General features: G+C 64.7%; 14 protein-coding genes and 2 tRNA genes. 6 read left to right on the top strand and 10 right to left on the bottom strand.

All coding sequences use genetic code 11. The features are described from left to right. Window positions 1-48 precede the first annotated feature (48 nt). Window positions 49-1,203: a polyphosphate kinase 2 gene (ppk2, locus tag F3K02_RS06360; RefSeq protein WP_246309209.1), complete on the bottom strand. Its 1,155-nt coding sequence runs from the start codon at window positions 1,201-1,203 to the stop codon at window positions 49-51. 215 nt (window positions 1,204-1,418) lie between these two features. Continuing rightward, on the bottom strand, window positions 1,419-2,771 hold the full coding sequence (argA, locus tag F3K02_RS06355) for an amino-acid N-acetyltransferase (protein WP_177134434.1): 1,353 nt from the start codon (window positions 2,769-2,771) through the stop codon (window positions 1,419-1,421). 74 nt (window positions 2,772-2,845) lie between these two features. Here argA and hrpA point away from each other — a divergent pair, with 74 nt between their 5' ends. Next, entirely contained in the window at window positions 2,846-6,739 is a 3,894-nt protein-coding gene (gene hrpA / locus F3K02_RS06350) for an ATP-dependent RNA helicase HrpA (protein ID WP_177134432.1), read from the top strand. Between the two features lie 113 nt (window positions 6,740-6,852). Beyond that, window positions 6,853-7,569 (top strand): Rieske (2Fe-2S) protein, encoded by a 717-nt coding sequence (locus F3K02_RS06345; protein WP_177134430.1) that lies wholly within the window; start codon window positions 6,853-6,855, stop codon window positions 7,567-7,569. A gap of 36 nt (window positions 7,570-7,605) precedes the next feature. Here the strand turns inward: F3K02_RS06345 and F3K02_RS06340 are convergent, their stop codons facing one another. The 5 genes from F3K02_RS06340 to lptF form a co-directional block, all read right to left on the bottom strand. Beyond that, window positions 7,606-8,778 (bottom strand): pyridoxal phosphate-dependent aminotransferase, encoded by a 1,173-nt coding sequence (locus F3K02_RS06340; protein ID WP_177134428.1) that lies wholly within the window; start codon window positions 8,776-8,778, stop codon window positions 7,606-7,608. A gap of 151 nt (window positions 8,779-8,929) precedes the next feature. Next, a complete protein-coding gene (locus F3K02_RS06335; RefSeq protein WP_177134426.1) occupies window positions 8,930-9,874 on the bottom strand; it encodes a CysB family HTH-type transcriptional regulator in 945 nt (314 codons plus the stop codon). Continuing rightward, window positions 9,871-10,236 (bottom strand): sirohydrochlorin chelatase, encoded by a 366-nt coding sequence (locus tag F3K02_RS06330; protein ID WP_177134424.1) that lies wholly within the window; start codon window positions 10,234-10,236, stop codon window positions 9,871-9,873. The genes F3K02_RS06335 and F3K02_RS06330 overlap by 4 nt, the downstream gene beginning before the upstream one ends. A gap of 4 nt (window positions 10,237-10,240) precedes the next feature. After that, window positions 10,241-11,359: an LPS export ABC transporter permease LptG gene (lptG, locus tag F3K02_RS06325; protein ID WP_177134422.1), complete on the bottom strand. Its 1,119-nt coding sequence runs from the start codon at window positions 11,357-11,359 to the stop codon at window positions 10,241-10,243. Next, the gene (gene lptF / locus F3K02_RS06320; protein WP_177134420.1) at window positions 11,356-12,495 is read right to left on the bottom strand and encodes an LPS export ABC transporter permease LptF; all 1,140 of its coding nucleotides are present in this window, start codon (window positions 12,493-12,495) and stop codon (window positions 11,356-11,358) included. Before lptF ends, lptG begins: the two co-directional genes overlap by 4 nt. Window positions 12,496-12,522: 27 nt before the next feature. On the opposite strand from lptF, the gene F3K02_RS06315 reads away from it, so the two are divergent. The 3 genes from F3K02_RS06315 (at window position 12,523) to F3K02_RS06305 (ending at window position 15,908) form a co-directional block, all read left to right on the top strand. Beyond that, window positions 12,523-14,034, top strand: a complete 1,512-nt coding sequence (locus F3K02_RS06315; RefSeq protein WP_177134418.1) for a leucyl aminopeptidase — start codon at window positions 12,523-12,525, stop codon at window positions 14,032-14,034. 53 nt (window positions 14,035-14,087) lie between these two features. After that, window positions 14,088-14,531 (top strand): DNA polymerase III subunit chi, encoded by a 444-nt coding sequence (locus tag F3K02_RS06310; protein ID WP_177134416.1) that lies wholly within the window; start codon window positions 14,088-14,090, stop codon window positions 14,529-14,531. A gap of 189 nt (window positions 14,532-14,720) precedes the next feature. After that, window positions 14,721-15,908 (top strand): branched-chain amino acid ABC transporter substrate-binding protein, encoded by a 1,188-nt coding sequence (locus F3K02_RS06305; protein WP_177134414.1) that lies wholly within the window; start codon window positions 14,721-14,723, stop codon window positions 15,906-15,908. A gap of 139 nt (window positions 15,909-16,047) precedes the next feature. On the opposite strand, the gene F3K02_RS06300 is transcribed toward F3K02_RS06305, so the two are convergent. The 3 genes from F3K02_RS06300 to F3K02_RS06290 form a co-directional block, all read right to left on the bottom strand. Continuing rightward, window positions 16,048-16,124, bottom strand: a tRNA-Arg gene (locus F3K02_RS06300). A 62-nt stretch (window positions 16,125-16,186) separates the two neighbouring features. Next, window positions 16,187-16,263: transfer RNA gene (locus tag F3K02_RS06295), tRNA-Pro, on the bottom strand. A 57-nt stretch (window positions 16,264-16,320) separates the two neighbouring features. Then, window positions 16,321-17,025, bottom strand: a complete 705-nt coding sequence (locus F3K02_RS06290) for a glutathione binding-like protein (RefSeq protein WP_177134412.1) — start codon at window positions 17,023-17,025, stop codon at window positions 16,321-16,323. A gap of 63 nt (window positions 17,026-17,088) precedes the next feature. On the opposite strand from F3K02_RS06290, the gene F3K02_RS06285 reads away from it, so the two are divergent. Continuing rightward, window positions 17,089-17,754 carry a hypothetical protein gene (locus F3K02_RS06285; RefSeq protein ID WP_177134410.1) on the top strand — a complete coding sequence of 222 codons (666 nt, stop codon included), beginning with the start codon at window positions 17,089-17,091 and terminating at the stop codon, window positions 17,752-17,754. Window positions 17,755-17,756 lie beyond the last annotated feature (2 nt).

Here is a 17,756-nt window from a genome sequence, read left to right as displayed (position 1 = left end):
ATGAAAAAGCCGCCCTCGGGCGGCTTTTTTGTCTGCGCCTGAGCAGGCTCAGAGAATCGCGTTGCCCGGGCGCTCTCCGCGCTCGTAGACCACGTGCGCGCGACCCACGATCAACGAATCCAGCGAACCGATGTTGGCCGTGTCCTTGTTGGTGTAGGGCAGCTTCTGCAGCACGTAGCGCATGGCGTTCAGCCGAGCGCGCTTCTTGCAGTCGCTCTTGATCACGGTCCAGGGTGCGTCGGCCGTGTCGGTCTCGAAGAACATGGACTCCTTGGCCTTGGTGTAGTCGTTCCACTTGTCGAGCGACGCCAGGTCGATCGGGCTGAGCTTCCACTGCTTGAGCGGGTGGGCCTTGCGCTCCTTGAAGCGGCGGCGCTGTTCTTCGCGACTGACCGAAAACCAGAACTTGATCAGGTGCACGCCGCTGCGCACCAGCTGGCGCTCGAACTGGGGCGCCTGGCGCATGAACTCCTCGTACTCGGGGGTGGAACAGAACCCCATCACACGTTCGACCCCGGCGCGGTTGTACCAGCTGCGATCAAACAGCACGATCTCGCCCGCGGTGGGCAGGTGTTGCACATAGCGCTGGAAATACCACTGACCACGTTCGACCTCGCTGGGTTTCTCCAGCGCGACCACGCGCGCGCCGCGCGGGTTCAGGTGTTCCATCATGCGTTTGATGGTGCCGCCCTTGCCGGCCGCATCGCGCCCCTCGAACAGGATCACGACGCGTTGCCCGGTTTCCTTGGCCCAGGCCTGCAGCTTGAGCAGCTCGACCTGGAGCAGGTATTTCTGCGACTCGTACACCTTGCGCGAGAGCAGGTTCTTGTAAGGGTAGGCGCCACTGCGCCAATCGGCTGCCAGCAACTCGTCCGGGTTGACGACTGCCCTGGCTTTGCTGCGCGCCACATCGGTTTCCTGGCGCAACAGCCGGCGGATCGCCTTGGCGTCGTCCGGGGCAGCGCCTTCGAGGATCGCGCGCAGGGATTCAGCCTTGGCTTTTTTGCTGGTGCCGGGCTTGCCCAGGATGTCGCGCACGGCGGCGAACTTGGCTTGTTGACGGGCTTCGGTGACCGCAGCCGTGCTGATCCTGGCGATCTTCCCGGGCTGCTGGCTCCCGGTGACGTCACCCAAGCTGGTGCGGCGCGGCTTTTCGACAGGCGCAGCGCGCGTCTTGCTGGTTTTGACCGCTTTGGCGGCCATGGCTTTTTTCGGCAGAGGCTGGGCTTTTGCGGTTTTTCGGGCCGCCGGTTTTGCAGCGGGTTTATGGCCGGAACCGTTGGCGGACACGGGCGTGGTGCCGGCGGGTGGGCTTCGATCGGTCATGTTTTTCAGCTCCTGTCATCAAACATCCCAGTATGTTGAGATGCAGGATGGGCTGCTTGATATTTGTCAAATCGGCCCACTCAAAAGCAGGGTCAACCGATTTTTTTCACGAGCACCTGGCTTTTGCGATCCCAGTTGTATTTGCGTTTGCGCGCCTCGGGCAGCCAGTCGGGGTTGACCTGCACAAAGCCGCGTTTGAGGAACCAGTGCATGGTGCGTGTGGTGAGCACGAAGATGCTCTGCAGGCCCTGCGCCTTGGCGCGGGTCTCAATGCGCTTGAGCAGTCGCTCGCCATCGCCTTGGCTCTGTGTGTCGGGCGACACGGTGAGCGCGGCCATCTCGCCGGTGCGGGCCTCGGGGTAGGGGTAGAGCGCGGCGCAGCCGAAGATCACACCGTCGTGTTCGATGATGGTGTAGTTGCCCGCGTCGCGTTCGATCTCGGTGCGGTCGCGCTTGACCAGGGTGCCGTCTTTCTCGAACGGCTCGATCAGCGCCACGATGCCACTCACGTCGTCCATCGTCGCTTCGCGCACGCTCTCCAGCTTTTCGTCCACCACCATGGTGCCGATGCCGTCGTGGGTGTAGATCTCCAGCAGCAGCGCGCCGTCCACCGCAAACGGCAGGATGTGGCTGCGCTCCACGCCGCCTTCGCAGGCGCGGATGCAGTGCTGCAGGTAGAACGCTGTGTCGGTGGGCTGCGTGGCCTGGGGCAGCGCGGTGAGCAGCTTTTTGGCGTCCGCCAGCGGCAGTTCGGTGTCGATCTCACTGTCTTTGGCCGGGTGTGGCGCTCCCGCGTCGAGCGCGATGCCGGGCACCTCGGTCAGGAACATCAGCTTGTCGGCCTGCAGCGCCACGGCGATGGAGGTGGCCACGTCTTCCATGGTGAGGTTGAAGGCCTCGCCGGTGGGTGAAAAGCCGAAGGGCGAGAGCAGCACCATGGCGCCCATGTCCAGCGTGCGCTGGATGCCTTCGGTGTCCACCTTGCGCACCAGGCCGGAGTGGATGAAGTCCACGCCATCGATCAGGCCCACAGGGCGTGCGGTGATGAAGTTGCCAGAAATCACGCGCACCGTGGCACCGGCCATGGGGGTGTTGGGCAGGCCCTGGCTGAAAGCGGCCTCGATTTCGTAGCGCAGCTGGCCCGCAGCTTCCTGCGCGCAGTCCAGCGCCACCGAGTCGGTGATGCGCATGCCGTGGGAGTATTTGGCTTCGTGGCCTTTGGCCTGGAGCTGTTCGTTCACCTGCGGGCGAAAGCCGTGTACCAGCACGATCTGCACGCCCATGCTCTGGATCAGCGCGAGGTCTTGCGCGATCAGCGGCAACTTGCCGGCCGCGATGGCCTCCCCGGCGACGCCCACCACCACCGTGCTGCCGCGCAGCTTGTGGATGTAAGGCGCGACCGAGCGGAACCAGGGCACGAAGGTGAAGTTGAAGACGTTGGACATGGGCAGCGGATCGGACAGACGTTGGGCGCGGCGCGGATAATCGCCGGTTGCCTGATTTTGACTGAAGTTCCCCCTTGTCCTCCACGCCGCTGCACATCGAATTCCCCGAGTCCCTGCCCGTCTCTGCCCGCCGGGACGAGATCGAGGCCGCCATGCGTGAGCACCAGGTGGTCATCGTCTGTGGCGAAACCGGTTCCGGCAAGACCACGCAGTTGCCCAAGATCGCGCTGCAGATGGGGCGCGGCAAGCTCAACGCGAAACCGGGCCAGCGCCCGCAATGGATCGGCCACACCCAGCCGCGGCGCATCGCGGCCTCCAGTGTGGCCAAGCGCATCGCCGAGGAGCTGAAGACGCCGCTGGGCGACGTGGTGGGTTTCAAGGTGCGCTTCCAGGACCGGCTCTCCAAGGACGCCTCGGTCAAGCTCATGACCGACGGCATCCTGCTCGCCGAGACGCAGACCGACCCGGACCTGCGCGCCTACGACACCATCATCATCGACGAGGCGCACGAGCGCTCGCTCAACATCGACTTCCTGCTCGGTTACCTGCGCCAGTTGCTGCCGCGTCGGCCGGACCTGAAGGTGGTGGTGACCTCGGCGACCATCGACGCGGACCGGTTTGCGCAGTACTTCGCCTCCCAACGCGGTCCTGCCCCGGTCATCCAGGTGTCGGGCCGCACCTTCCCGGTGGAGGTGCGCTACCGGCCTTTTGAAGAGAGCCGCGAATACGACCTCAACAACGCGATCGCCGATGGCGTGGACGAGTTGTGGCGCACACCACAGGGCGGCGACATCCTGATCTTTCTGCCCGGCGAACGCGAGATCCGCGAAGCCGCCGACCACCTGCGCAAGCACCTCAGCCACATCCCCACGCTGCGCAACGCCGAGGTGCTGCCGCTGTTTGCGCGCCTGTCGCAGGCCGAGCAGGACCGCATCTTCCAGGACCACAGCGGCCGTCGCATCGTGCTCTCGACCAACGTCGCCGAGACCTCGCTCACGGTGCCGGGCATCCGCTACGTGATCGACGCCGGCACGGCGCGCGTGAAGCGCTACAGCTTCCGCCAGAAGGTCGAGCAGCTGATGGTCGAGCCCATCAGCCGGGCGGCGGCCAACCAGCGCGCGGGCCGCTGCGGCCGCGTGGCCGACGGCATCTGCATCCGGCTGTACGACGAAGCCGGCTTCAATGGCCGGCCGGCTTTCACCGACCCCGAGATCCTGCGCAGCTCGCTCGCGGGTGTGATCCTTCGCATGAAGGCGTTGCGCCTGGGTGCGGTGGAAGACTTCGCTTTCATTGAGGCACCACAGAAGCGCGCCATCGTGGACGGCTACCAGCTGCTGTCCGAACTGGGCGCGGTGGACGAAGCCAACGAGCTCACGCCCATCGGCCAGACGCTCTCGCGCCTGCCGCTGGACCCGCGCGTGGGCCGCATGATCCTGGAGGCGCAGCAGCGCGGCGCGCTCGACGAAGTGATGGTGATCGCCTCGGCGCTCTCGGTGCAGGACGTGCGCGACCGGCCGATGGACAAGCAGACCCAGGCCGACCAGGCGCATGCCAAGTTCGACGACGAGAAGAGCGAGTTCAGCGGCACGCTTAAGCTCTGGAAGTGGCTGGACGACGCCAAGGGCGGCCACGGCAACGATCACAAATTGAGCCACCGCCAGTACGAAAACCTGCTGCGCGAAAACTTCATCAACGTGCGCCGCGTGCGCGAATGGCGCGACATCCACACCCAGCTGCACACCGTGGTGGCCGAACACAAGTGGGTCCTCAACACGCAGCCGGCGAGCTACGAACAGCTGCATCTCGCCATGCTCTCGGGCCTGCTGGGCAACATCGGCCAGAAGAACGAGGCCGAGGACTGGTACCTGGGCGCGCGCGGCATCAAGTTTTACCGCCACCCGGGCGCGAACCTGAGCAAGAAGCCCGGACGCTGGATCGTCTGCGCCGAGCTGGTGGAGACCACGCGTCTGTTCGGACGCGGCATCGCCAACATCGATCCCACCTGGCTGGAGCAAGTGGGCACGCACCTGCTGAAGAAGCAGCTTCTCGACCCACACTGGGAAAAAAAAGCGGCCCGCGTCTCGGCCCTGGAGCGCGCCACGCTGTACGGCCTGGTGGTCTACCACAACCGGCGCACCGACTACGGCCGGGTGGACCCGGCGGGCGCACGCGAGATCTTCATCCGCGAGGCGCTGGTCGCCGGCGACTGGGAGACGCGCCTGCCCTTCCTGGCAGCCAACCAGAAATTGGTGAAGCAGGTGGCGGAGCTGGAGCACAAGTCGCGCCGGCAGGACGTGCTGGTGGACGACGAGCTGATCTACGCTTTCTACGACCAGCAGCTGCCCGCCGACGTGTGCAGCGGCGCCAGCTTCGAGCGCTGGTTCCAGGGTGCGGTCAAGCTCAACCCCAAGCTGTTGCTGCTGACCAAAGAAGAGCTGATGCGCCACGAGGCGGCCGGCATCACCACGCAAGCCTTCCCCAAGACGCTGCGGCTCGGCGGCGTGGACTGCGCCTGCACCTACCTGCACGAGCCGGGCGACCCGCGCGATGGTTTGAGCGTCACGGTGCCGATCTTCGCGCTCAACCAGGTCAGCGAAGACCGCTGCGACTGGCTGGTGCCCGGTATGTTGAAAGAGAAGCTGCTGGCGCTGTTGAAGACCCTGCACCAGCGCCCACGTTCGCGCCTGGTGCCGCTGCCCGCCACGGCCGAGCGCTTCGCCACCGCGCTCACCGAGCCCGCGGTGTTCGGCGCCGGCAACCTGATGGACGCGCTGCTCAAGCTGGTGCGCGAAGCGACCCAGCTTGACATCGTGCGCAACGACATCAAGGTCGACATGCTGAACGCCCACCACTTCATGCACCTGCGCGTGGTGGACGAACATGGCCGCCAGCTCGGCCAGGGCCGCAGCCTCGCGGCGCTCAAGGCCGAACTGGGTGGTCAGGCGCGCGGTGCGTTTCAGGCGCTGGCTTCGCTGAAGCTGGAGAGTCTGCGCCCGGCATCTCCTGAGCCCAAGGCCGCGCCGGCACCGGCCAGCGCGGGTGGCGCGCGCCGCGTCTCGGCGGAAGCGCCCGCAGCGCCTGCTGCCAGCGCCACCCAACGCCACACCAGCTGGGATTTCGGTGAACTGCCCGAATTGATGGAAATCCGCAAAGGTGGTCAGACGCTGATCGGCTTTCCGGCACTCATGGACCTGGGCGACGCGGTCGGCATCGAAGTGTTCGACGAACCCGAGGTCGCGATGGCACGCCACCGCGAGGGCCTGCGCCGCCTGTTCGCGCTGCAGATCCGCGACGCGCTGAAGTACCTGGAAAAAAACCTGCCCGGCCTGATGAGCATGGCCACGGCCTACATGCAGGTGGGCAAGGCGGAGAATGGGTCGGGTGGCGGCACGCTGGAAGAGCTGCGAAACCAGATCATCGAACTTGCGCTGGACCGGGCCTTCCTGGCCGATCCGCTGCCCACCGACGAGGCCGCGTTCAAGAAGCGGGTGGAAGAGGGCCGGGGCCGGCTCACGCTGATCTCATCCGAGATCGCGCGCAACGCCGGCCTGATCCTCACCGAATACGCGGCCGCCGCGCGCAAGCTGAAGGACAGTCGCCCACCCGTCGACGTGGCGACCGACATCGGTCAGCAGCTGCAGCGCCTGGTGCCCAAGCGCTTTCTGCTGACCACGCCGTATGCGCAGCTGCAGCACTTTCCGCGTTACCTGAAGGCTGTGCAGCTGCGGCTGGACAAGCATCGCGCCGACCCGGCGCGCGACGCCGCGAAACTGGCCGAGCTGCGCCCGCAGGACCAGCGCTTCTGGCGCATGGTGGCCGAGCGCAAGGGCGTGCAGGACGCGCGGCTGCAGGAACTGCGTTGGTTGCTCGAAGAACTGCGCGTGAGCTTCTTCGCGCAGGAACTGCGCACACCGCAGCCGGTGAGCGTGAAGCGGCTGGACAAGGCCTGGGCTCAACTGAACACCTGAAGTCCTGGCCCATGCCGTGCCAGGGGCAAGCTTGACAGCGCATTCCCGAATGCGTTTCACTGCAAGGCGTGCCGGACCCGCGCAGGGACCGGGCGTTTCATGGGGGCCCATTCATGGATCGACGCGAATTCGTGGAAAGCTGTGCGCTGGGGACTGCAGCGCTTTCGGCCTCCTTGGCCAGCGGTGCCTGGGCGGCAAGCGCCGAACCCCGGTCTTACGGGCGGGTGCTGCTGGTGGACGAGCTGGGCGACCCGCTCAAGGCCTCGGCACTGAAGGCGCAGACCAACTACGTGTTTCACTACCCGTTCGAGGCCACGCCGGTGTTCCTGCTGGACCTGGGAAAACCGGCCATGCCGACGAGCTTGCGCACGCGTGGGCAGCAGACCTACCAGTGGCCGGGCGGCGTCGGCCCGGCTCGCAGCCTGGTGGCGTTTTCCGCCATCTGCGCCCACAAGCTGGTCTACCCCACCCGGGATCTGAGCTTCATCAGTTTCCGCAAGGGCGCCGCACTCAACCCGTTGACCCCGAGCAAGGGCAGCGACCTGATCCACTGTTGTGCCGACCACAGCCAGTACGACCCGGCCCGGGGCGCGCAGGTGTTGGGGGGGCCGGCGGAGCAGCCCCTGTGCGCGGTGCTGCTGGAGCACGACGCCAGAGCCGACACCCTGACGGCCACCGGCACGCTGGGCGGCGAGCTGTTCGACGATTTCTTCAGGAAATACGACATGAAGCTCAGCCTGGAGGTGGGCCCCAAGGCCCGCCAGGCCGTCGCTGCCCGCAGCACGGTGCGGGAACTGGACCGCTTCTGTCGCAACGCGGTGCGCTGCTGAGCGGTGTGGCAGGCGCCCGGATCGCCGCTTTCCGGATCAGAGGCGCGCGAGTCGCTGGAGCGCTTCGCGCAAGGTGTCGTCCTTCTTCGCGAAACAGAAGCGCACCACCTTCTGGTCGAACCCGTTGCCATAGAAGGCCGAGAGCGGAATGGCCGCGACGCCGATCTCGCGCGTGAGCCACTGGCAGAAGTCGCCTTCGGGCAGGTCGCGCTCGGGCACCGCCAGGTCGCCGATGCCCACGCACTGGAAGTAGGTGCCCTGTCCGGGCAGCAGGGTGAAACGGGTGCCGGCCAGACCCTCGCGGAACAGGTCGCGCTTGCGCTGGTAGAAGGCCGACAGCTCCAGGTACGGCGCCGGGTTGGCCATGTAGGCCGCCAGCGCGTGCTGCATGGGGGTGTTGACGGTGAACACGTTGAACTGGTGCACCTTGCGGAACTCGGCCGTCATGGCGGCGGGTGCCACCACCGTGCCGACTTTCCATCCGGTGACGTGGTAGGTCTTGCCGAAGCTGCTGATGATGAAGGCGCGCGCCGCCAGGCCCGGGAAACGGGCCGCACTCTGGTGCTGTTGACCGTCGAACACCATGTGCTCGTAGACCTCGTCGCTGATCAGCAGCACGTCGGTCGGGGCCAGCAGCTCTTGCAGCTGCAGCATGTCGGCTTCGGTCCAGACCTGGCCGCTGGGGTTGTGCGGGCTGTTGACGATGATGGCGCGGGTGCGTGGCGTGATGGCCGCGGCGATGGCGCCAAAGTCGGGGCGGAAGCTGCCGGGCGTGAGCGGCACCCGCACCGCCACGCCACCGGCGAGCTCGATGTTGGGCACGTAGCTGTCGTAGCAGGGTTCGAGCACGATCACCTCGTCGCCCGGGTGCACCACGGCGAGGATGGCGGTCAGGATCGCCTGGGTGGCGCCCGCGGTGACGGTGATCTCGGTGTTCGGATCGCAGGCCAGGCCATACAGGGCCAACATCTTGGCCGCCATGGCCTGGCGCAGCGCCGGCACGCCGGGCATGGGCGGGTACTGGTTGTGGCCCGCCTGCATGGCGCGCGTGACGGCGTTGACCAGTTCCGGGTCGCAGTCGAAGTCCGGAAAGCCCTGACCCAGGTTCACCGCGCCGGTTTCGGCGGCCAGCGCCGACATGACGGTGAAGATGGTCGTGCCGAAGTGGGGCAGGCGGGAGGTGAGGGCGGGGGTGTGAGGCTGTGTCATCGGGTTCATGGGGAATGGTCAGGACCGTGCCGAACCGGCCTGTCGGCGCGACATGCCAGCAGGCGCCGCGGAACCGGCTTTGCCGGGCCGCCAGCGCCGCCCCCTTGAGGAGGGATGCGGCCACACGAAGTGGGCAAGCAATGGGGGGGAGTCACAGCTCATAGTCGTCCGGCGTGCCGCTCATGGCCCGCAGGATCAGGTCGCGCGAGAGCCGGTCGCTGAGCAGTTCGGCAAAACGCAGCACGAAGTGACGCAGGTAGGTGCCGCGCTTGAACGCCACGCGCGCCAGGTTGTGGCCGAACAGCTGTCCCGCGGGTCGGGACGACAGATCGGGTGTCTGGTTTTCACCCTGCACGGCCATTTCGGCCACGATCCCCACGCCCATGCCGAGCTTGACGTAGGTCTTGATCACGTCGGAGTCGATCGCTTCGAGCACGATCTCGGGCTGCAGATGGCGCAGTGCAAACGCCTGGTCAATGCGGGTGCGGCCGGTGAAGCTGGGGTGGTAGGTGATCAGTGGCAGGTGCGCCAGGTCTTCGAGCGTGATGCGCTCCTGCGTCGCCAGCGGGTGGTCGAACGGGAACACCAGCACGTGCTGCCACTCGTAGCAGGGCAGGGTGACCAGCTCAGGGTAGTTCACGAGCGACTCGGTCGCCACGCCAATCTCGGCCACTTCTTCCAGCAGCATCTTGGCCACCTGGTCGGGTGAGCCCTGGTGCAGGCTGATGCCGACCTTGGGGTAGGCCTTGCGCAGTTTGGCCACCGAATCGGGCAGCACGTAGCGCGCCTGGGTGTGGGTGGTGGCGATGGAGAGCGTGCCGCTGTCCTGGGCCGAATACTGTTCGCCGATGCGCTTGAGGTTGTTGACCTCGCGCAGGATGATCTCGATGCTCTTGAGCACCTGCACGCCGGGTTCGGTGACGCGTTTGATGCGCTTGCCGTGGCGGGCAAATATCTCGATGCCGAGTTCGTCTTCCAGTTCGATGATGGCCTTGGAGACACCTGGTTGCGACGTGTGCAGCGCTTTGGCGGCTTCGGTCAGGTTCAGGTTGCGGCGCACGGCCTCCTGGACAAACCGGAACTGGTGCAGGTTCATGGGGTGTTTTCCAGCGCGATCCGGGCCAGCAAGGCGGTGAGGCGCGGGTCTTCACCAGCCGCCGCCAACTGTTCGAACCGCACGTCAGGGTGTTGGGTGGCCAGGTCGATCATCAGCTGCGGCAGGTCCTCCCGTGCGTGTTTGCCCATGCCGAAGAACAGCGGGAGCACGCGGATGTGGGTGGCGCCCTCGGCGATCAGGCGCTCGGCGGCCGCCGGCAGGTCGGGCTCGGAGAGCTCGAGATAGGCGCAGGCCACCGGGGCGGACGGATCGGTTCGTGCAATCTGCGCCGCAACCGCTTCCACCGGCAAGCGCCACAAGGGGTCGCGCGAGCCGTGGGCAAAGACAATCACACCACGCATAACGTCAACGCCTTAAAACCAGCCAGCCAAACGCACCGAGCGACACCAGTGAGTAAATGATCGACGGGGAAGCCGCAGCGAACCAGGGCTGCCACTGGTTGAGGTTGCCGATGTAGCCAAACACGTTGTTGAGCAGGAAGAAGCTGATGCCGATCATGACCCCGCCAAACACATAGCCGGTGATCCCGCCGGAGCGGAAATGCAGGTAGGCAAAGGGCAGTGCCAGCACCACCATCACCAGACAGCTCAAGGGGTAGAACACCTTGCGCCAGAACTCGATCTCGTAGCGCTGCGCGGTCTGCCCGTTGCTCTCCAGGTGCTGGATGTAGGCGTACAGGTCGGTGGTGCGCATGCGCTCGGGCTTGAGCAGCGCGACCGACACCATTTCGGCGGTGATGGTGCTGGGCCAGCGGAAGGTCTCCAGATCGCTGCGCAGGATGCGCGCCGACATCTGGCCCGCGGTGTCGAATTCGCGGCGCAGGACTTTGCGCAGCGTCCAGGACTCGTCGGCTTCGATCTGACCTTGCGCGGCTTCCAGCGTCGACACCAGCAGACCCTGGTTGTCAAACTCGAAAATACGCACCTCGCCCAGTTCTCCCTTGGGCGACAGCGAGCCCACGTTCACCGAGAAGTTGCTGTAGAGCTGGCGCTCCTTGAGCCAGGCACCGGTTTGTCCCAGGCTGATGCGGCCCTGGTACCGGGCCTTGAGCAACTGGGCTGTCTTGTCGGCCAGGGGCGCCACGTAGTCACCCACGGCAAAGGTCACCACGACAAAGATCAGCCCCAGGCCCAGCAGGGTGCGCAGCGCCTTCCAGGGGCCCAGGCCACTGGTGCGCAGGATGGTGTACTCCGAGGTTTGCGCCAACCGGGCCAGCACCGCGATCGTGCCGATGAGCACCGAGATGGGCAGCAGCTCGTACACGCGGCTGGGCATCAGCAGCCCGACATAGAGCAGTGCGTGTCGTACCTCGTAAATCACATCCGGCTCCAGCCGCGATGGTTTGCCCAGGGACGAAAGCTCCTCGACGAAATCAAAGAAAAAGAACAACGAAAGAAACGCCAGCAGAACAAAGCCGGTGGCGAGCAGGATCTCCCAGTAGATGAGGCGACGGATGGTTTTCATGCCGTTTGCCCGATCTTTTCAACGGGTTCGGAGCGCAGGCGCCGCTGCAACCAGCCTCTCAGGCTGACGTTGCGCTGGCGCTTGATCAGCCACACCGTGCAAATCAAAAAGACGCTGCCGTGCAACATCAGCAACAGCGAGGACAGCGACAGCTGGCCCGATCCCACCCAGCGCTGGCCGATGTTGAGAAAGTTGAAGTACAGGATGAAGGCAAACAAGGTGAACATCAGGTTGCCACTGCGTCCCGCGCGAGGATTGCTGACGGTGGTGGCCACGGCCAGCAGCACCAGGTTGAGCGCGGTCAGGACAATGCCGATGCGCCACCCCAGCTCACCCTGGTTGGCGGCGCTGGGTTCGGTCATCAGGGCCCAGGTGCTGCGCGCCTTGAGGGCCTGACTGCTGCGGGTCCGGGGTGTCGTGGCACCAATCAGCGCACCATATTCCTCGAACTCGCTGACCTTGATGCGGCCCGGTTTCGTGGGCGTCTGCACTTCCGCTTCCAGTCGCTGGCCGTTGCGGAGCATGAGATACGACTGGTCACCGATCTGCTCGATGCGGCCCGAGTTGGCCGTTGTCACGGTTTCGGTGCCGTTTTTCTCGATGCTGGAAATGAACACGTTGCGGCCTTCGGTGCCATCGGCAGTGTCCTTGTCGATGAAGAACACGCGGCGTCCGCTGGAAGACTCCTGGAACTGCCCTGGCGCTATGCGCTGCAGATCGCCGCGGCTGGCAAACCGGTCACGCAGATCGGCGGTTTGCTGATTGGCCCAGGGCCAGACGAAAAAGACCATCACACTGATCACCAGCAACACCGGCCAGGAGAAGCGCATCACCGGGCCCAGAAACCCGGCGAGCGAGCGACCGCTGGAGAACCAGATGATCATCTCGCTGTCGCGGTACATGCGGGCGAGCGTGGACACGATGGCAATGAACAAGGCCAGCGTCAGGATGGTCTGCGTGTAGCCCAGCACCGTGTAGCCCAGCACGAGCATGATTTCTTCCGGGTTGACGCTGCCCTTGGAAGCCAGACCCAGCGTGCGGATCAGCAGCATCGTCAGCACGATGGTGAGCAGGACCACCAGCGTGGCCCCGAAGCTGCGTGCCAGCTCGGTGCGTAGGGAAGAATGGAATAACATCGAAAAGATACCCAGGAAACCTCAATTATGGACTTTGAACTCAAATCCCTTTCGCATCAGCAAGCCGCCAGGCTGCCCGTGGACGCCCTGCTGGTTCTGGTGCCCGACGGCGCTGATGTGTCCGGCACGGCCGACGCCGCGTTGGTCAACCTGATCCGCGAAGCCAACCGCCGGGGTGATCTGGAGCCGGGTGTCGGCAAGGCCTTGAGTTGCTACCGCCCGCAGGATATCAAGGCGTCGTGGGTGGTGCTGGTCCGCTCAGGCGACGGATCGGCGTCTGCGGTGCGCAAGGCGGTGCTGGCGGGCATGGCCCTGCTCAAGCAGCCTGGTGTGAAAAAGCTGGGTTTGCTGTTGAGCTTGCTGGATCAGGATGCGTTGGCCGTCCGCGTGGCCATAATGGCCTGCGCCGACGCCACCTACTGTTTCACCACCACCAAGCCCTCGGCCAAGGCGCGGACGATCAGTCAGGTCGTGCTGGGTGTGAGCGATGCCACCGCAGCGCGCACCGAATTTGCCGCCGGCAAAGCTCAGGTGACCGGGGTAGAGCTGGCCAAGGAATGGGCCAACCGTCCCGCCAACCACGCCACGCCCAGCATGCTGGCGGACGCCGCACGCAAGCTGGGGCGCAAGCCAGGGATCCGGACCGAGGTGCTGGGTCCGAAAGAAGTTGCAGCGCTCGGCATGGGGGCTTTCATCGCGGTCGCCCAGGGCTCGGCAGAGCCTTTGCGCTTCATCGTCATGCATTACAGCGGCGCGGCCAAGACCAGCGCACCGGTGGTGCTGGTGGGCAAGGGCATCACATTCGATACCGGCGGCATCTCCATCAAGCCTGCGGCTGAAATGGATGAAATGAAGTTCGACATGGGTGGGGCCGCCAGCGTGCTGGGCACCTTTGCCGCGTTGGCCGAGCTGCAGCCCGCCATCAACGTGGTGGGCCTGATCCCGAGTTGCGAGAACATGCCGGATGGCCTGGCGGTCAAGCCCGGTGATGTGGTCACCAGCATGAGTGGCCAGACCATTGAAGTGCTCAACACCGATGCCGAAGGACGCCTCATCCTGTGCGATGCGTTGACCTACGCCGCGCGGTTCAAGCCGCGCAGCGTGATCGACATTGCCACGCTCACCGGTGCCTGCGTGATCGCCCTGGGCGCCGTGCGTTCGGGTCTCTTTTCTGCGCGCAACGAACTCGCGCAAGCACTCGGCCAGGCCGGCGACCAGTCGCTGGATCTGTGCTGGCGCATGCCACTGGACGACGAGTACGCCGAAGGCCTGAAGTCGAACTTTGCCGACATGGGCAACGTGGCTGGTCGGGCAGGCGGAGCCATCACCGCCGCGAAGTTTCTGCAGAAGTTCACGGCCGACCTGCCCTGGGCTCACCTGGACATCGCCGGGACCGCCTGGAAAAGCGGCACGGCCAAGGGCGCAACCGGTCGGCCCGTGCCCCTGCTGCTGCAGTACCTGATCAACGAAGCGGGCGTGGCGACCAAGGCGCCGGCACGGGCCGCCAAGGCGACGGTCAAGGCTGCGCGCCAGAAATAGCCAGACGGTATGGATGCACCTGCAACCGGGGCCAACCCGTCGAGGTGTCCGGCATGACCGAAGTGGCTTTCCACTTCAACGCACCGGACAAACTGGGTTATGCCTGCCGCCTTCTGCGAAAGGCCTACCTCAAGGGCGCGCGTGTGGTGGTGCTGGGTTCGTCCAGGGACTGTGCGTCACTGGACCAGGCGCTCTGGACCATGGCGGCGGGGGAGTTTGTGCCGCACTGTCGCGAGAGCGATTCGGCCTCGCTGTTCAAGGCATCTCCCATCCTCATCGCCAGTGGCCATGTGCCGCCCGCTGATTTTCCAGCCGACGTGCTCCTCAACCTGAGCGACGAATGTCCTGTCGGCTTTGAGCGGTTTGAGCGGCTGATCGAAGTGGTCACGTTCGACGAGGCCGATCGCCAGCGCGCACGCGAACGCTGGAAGCACTACAAGGCAGCAGGATGTGAACCCCTGCGGCACGATTTGAAGATCGCCGGCAGCGCCAGTTGAGTCACGCTGCCACCCGGCTGCCTCGCTAATGCCACATTCGTTGGCGTGATGCAGCTCGGGGCAAACCCTCGAAGCGGCCCCTGTTCTTCTGGCGCGCATGTAACAACCGGGATTTTTGGAGTATCTTTACGGATGTGGAGAAAAAAGTTCCCTCCGCATTCCAATCTTTGTTCCTTCCTGAGGATAACTATGCAACTGAACATGAAACTGGCCGTCATTGCTGCGGCTGTCGCCCTGGCCGCTTGCGGCAAAAAAGAAGAGGCAGCACCTGCAGCCGCTCCGGCCGCTGCTCCTGCAGCTGCTGAAGCCCAGGTCATCAAGATCGGTCACGTTGGTCCCACCAGTGGTGCCATTGCCCACCTCGGCAAGGACAACGAAAACGGCGCCAAGATGGCCGTGGAAGAGCTCAACGCCGCAGGTCTGACCATCAATGGCGCGCCGGCCAAGTTCGAGTTGCTGGCTGAAGACGACGCAGCCGATCCAAAGCAGGGCACGGCCGCTGCCCAGAAGCTGGTTGACGCCAAGGTTTCTGGCGTGATCGGTCACCTGAACTCCGGTACCACCATTCCCGCTTCGCAGATCTACAACGACGCCGGCATTCCCCAGATCTCTCCCTCGGCCACCAACCCCAAGTACACCCGTCAGGGCTACGCAGGCGTGTTCCGCATGGTGGCTGATGATGTGCACCTCGGTGGCACGCTCGGCAAGTACGCTGTGGAAACCCTCAAGGCCAAGAACGTGGCCGTGATCGACGACCGCACGGCTTATGGCCAGGGTGTGGCCGACGAGTTCGAAAAAGGCGTGGCCGCTGCAGGCGGTACCGTTGTCGGACGTGAGTTCACCAACGACAAGGCGACCGACTTCAATGCCATCCTGACCACGCTGAAGGCCAAGAAGCCCGACGTCGTGTTCTTCGGTGGCATGGACGCCGTGGCCGGCCCGATGCTCAAGCAGATGAAGCAGCTGGGCATCAACGCCAAGTTCATGGGCGGCGACGGCATCTGCTCCAGCGAGCTGCCCAAGCTGGCCGGTGACGGCATGGCCGACGACCAGGTCTACTGCGCGGAAGCCGGTGGCGTTGAGGGTGAGCAGAAAGAAGGCATGGATAAATTCCGCGCCGACTTCAAGGCCAAGTTCGGTTCCGACGTGCAGGTGTATGCCCCCTACGTGTACGACGCTGTGAAGGTGATGGCCAACGCCATGGTCACCGCCAACTCGTCCGATCCGGCCAAGTACCTGCCTGCGCTGAAGGCCACCACCTACAAGGGCGTGACCGGCAACATCGCTTTTGACGAAAAGGGCGACATCAAGAACGGTGCCCTGACGCTGATGACCTACAAGGCGGGTGCTCGCACCACCTTGGCCGTGATCCGCTGATGCGGCGAAAGGTCTCTTGATACAAGCCAGTCCCTTCGCCGGGGCTGGCTGGTCAAAAAAAAGCACAAGCCGCCCTCGGGTGGCCTGTGCTTTTTTGCATGAAGACAAATGCCTACTGCTGCAAGATGGTGTGGGGGTCTGGCCTGCCCGGAGGGACTCGAACCCCCGACCTGCTGCTTAGAAGGCAGCTGCTCTATCCGGTTGAGCTACGGGCAGATGGTGCCGGTCTGCTGATACAAAAAAGGCCCACAGAGTGGGCCTTTTTGTTCTTCAATGAATGGTCGGAGCGGCGGGATTCGAACTCGCGACCCTCTGCTCCCAAAGCAGATGCGCTACCAGGCTGCGCTACGCTCCGACTAAGCTGTCGAGTATACCCTGCGAAATGAGGTGCCTCGGTCTATGCGGCCGGGATTCATCGCTTTTTGTACTGATCTTTTCCAAACAGCGCCTCGCGCGCACGCTCGTCGGTGAGGGGTTTGCGCGCATCAGCCAGCACGGCGACACCGCGCTGGACGGCTGGCCGCGCAGCGATGCGGTCAAACCAGTCCTTGAGCCTGGGATAGTCGGCCCAATCAATGCCCTGGTTCTGCCAGCTGCGCAGCCAGGGGAATATGGCGATGTCGGCCACGGTGTACTGGTTGCCAGCGATGAACTTGTGGCCGCTCAGCTGTTTGTCCATCACGCCATACAGACGCCTGGCCTCGTTGGTGTAACGGTCCACGGCGTAGCCGATCTTCTCGGGCGCGTAGATGCGGAAATGGTGTGCCTGGCCGAGCATGGGGCCCACGCCACCCATCTGGAACATCAGCCACTGCAGCACTTCAAACTTCTGCCGGTCCGTTCGCGGGAGCAGCTTGCCGGTCTTGGCTGCCAGGTACAGCAGGATGGCGCCCGATTCGAACAGGCTGATGGGTTTGCCATCAGGGCCCACGGGGTCCACCAGGGCGGGGATCTTGTTGTTGGGGCTGATTTTCAGGAACTCGGGCTGAAACTGGTCGCCCAGCCCGATATTGACGGCGTGAACCCGCCAGTCGCGACCCAGACGGAGCCCGCATTCCTCCAGCATGATGTGGACCTTGTGACCGTTGGGTGTGGGCCATGAATAGACATCGATCATTTCAGGTGCTTTCTTTTGGGGTGAAGCCGATAATTTCTTCACTTTACGGGAGTTCGCAGCGCCATGTTTGAACGTCTGAAGAATGCCTTGGGTGTCGGTTCGACCAAGGTGGAAGCCGACGAGGCGTTGGCCCAATGGGCCACCGAGCGCATGCTGACCTACCGGGCTTTGGGCGGAGGCGGGTGCGCGCTGGAGGGGCGCGTGCTGGATCGACCGTTCCGGGCGGGTTGCACCGCGTCTTCCCGGTCGTACATCCGCGGGATGGAACTGATGGCCCGGGCGGAACTGGGGTTGCGGCCCGATGTGCATGTGATCGTGATGAACCGTGCGCTCAAGCGTTCGTTGGAAGCGCTGGCCCATACGCTGTACGGGGAAGTCACCGGCGCCTTGCAGACCACCGACAAACCGCTGCCTGAGGAAGTCGGCTGGATGTCCGCCTACCGCGACGCAGGCTGGCCCGGCCCGCCGGCAGATTTCTGGGCACAGCACGCGGTGCTGACCGATGCACCGGAGGCGGCGCGCCAGTGGCTGGACGAGGAGAGCATCGCCTTGCTGCGAGACGCACCAGACCAGCTGCATGCGGACACGCCGCGTCTTTTCTGGCTGACCCGGGGCAAAGCCTATCTGCGCATGCAGCTGGACCAACCGGGTGACAACGCCAGCGCACTCTATGCGCTGGATGTTTTTGAACACCTCAGTGCCCGCGCGCTGCGCCTGTTTGCGCGCTGAGG

Origin of the sequence: Hydrogenophaga aromaticivorans (assembly GCF_013387465.1) — a bacterium.
Taxonomy (GTDB): Bacteria; Pseudomonadota; Gammaproteobacteria; order Burkholderiales; family Burkholderiaceae_C; genus Hydrogenophaga; species Hydrogenophaga aromaticivorans.
Note: the sequence above shows the minus strand (reverse complement) of the source record. Positions and strands in the feature narration are given on the sequence as shown.

Bases quoted from the DNA above. Each gene is read 5' to 3' on its own strand.
- ppk2 (WP_246309209.1), bottom strand. From the start codon at position 1,203: ATGGCCGCCAAAGCGGTCAAAACCAGCAAGACGCGCGCTGCGCCTGTC.
- argA (WP_177134434.1), bottom strand. From the start codon at position 2,771: ATGTCCAACGTCTTCAACTTCACCTTCGTGCCCTGGTTCCGCTCGGTC.
- F3K02_RS06345 (WP_177134430.1), top strand. From the start codon at position 6,853: ATGGATCGACGCGAATTCGTGGAAAGCTGTGCGCTGGGGACTGCAGCG.
- F3K02_RS06340 (WP_177134428.1), bottom strand. From the start codon at position 8,778: ATGACACAGCCTCACACCCCCGCCCTCACCTCCCGCCTGCCCCACTTC.
- F3K02_RS06335 (WP_177134426.1), bottom strand. From the start codon at position 9,874: ATGAACCTGCACCAGTTCCGGTTTGTCCAGGAGGCCGTGCGCCGCAAC.
- F3K02_RS06330 (WP_177134424.1), bottom strand. From the start codon at position 10,236: ATGCGTGGTGTGATTGTCTTTGCCCACGGCTCGCGCGACCCCTTGTGG.
- lptG (WP_177134422.1), bottom strand. From the start codon at position 11,359: ATGAAAACCATCCGTCGCCTCATCTACTGGGAGATCCTGCTCGCCACC.
- lptF (WP_177134420.1), bottom strand. From the start codon at position 12,495: ATGTTATTCCATTCTTCCCTACGCACCGAGCTGGCACGCAGCTTCGGG.
- F3K02_RS06315 (WP_177134418.1), top strand. From the start codon at position 12,523: ATGGACTTTGAACTCAAATCCCTTTCGCATCAGCAAGCCGCCAGGCTG.
- F3K02_RS06310 (WP_177134416.1), top strand. From the start codon at position 14,088: ATGACCGAAGTGGCTTTCCACTTCAACGCACCGGACAAACTGGGTTAT.
- F3K02_RS06305 (WP_177134414.1), top strand. From the start codon at position 14,721: ATGCAACTGAACATGAAACTGGCCGTCATTGCTGCGGCTGTCGCCCTG.
- F3K02_RS06290 (WP_177134412.1), bottom strand. From the start codon at position 17,025: ATGATCGATGTCTATTCATGGCCCACACCCAACGGTCACAAGGTCCAC.
- F3K02_RS06285 (WP_177134410.1), top strand. From the start codon at position 17,089: ATGTTTGAACGTCTGAAGAATGCCTTGGGTGTCGGTTCGACCAAGGTG.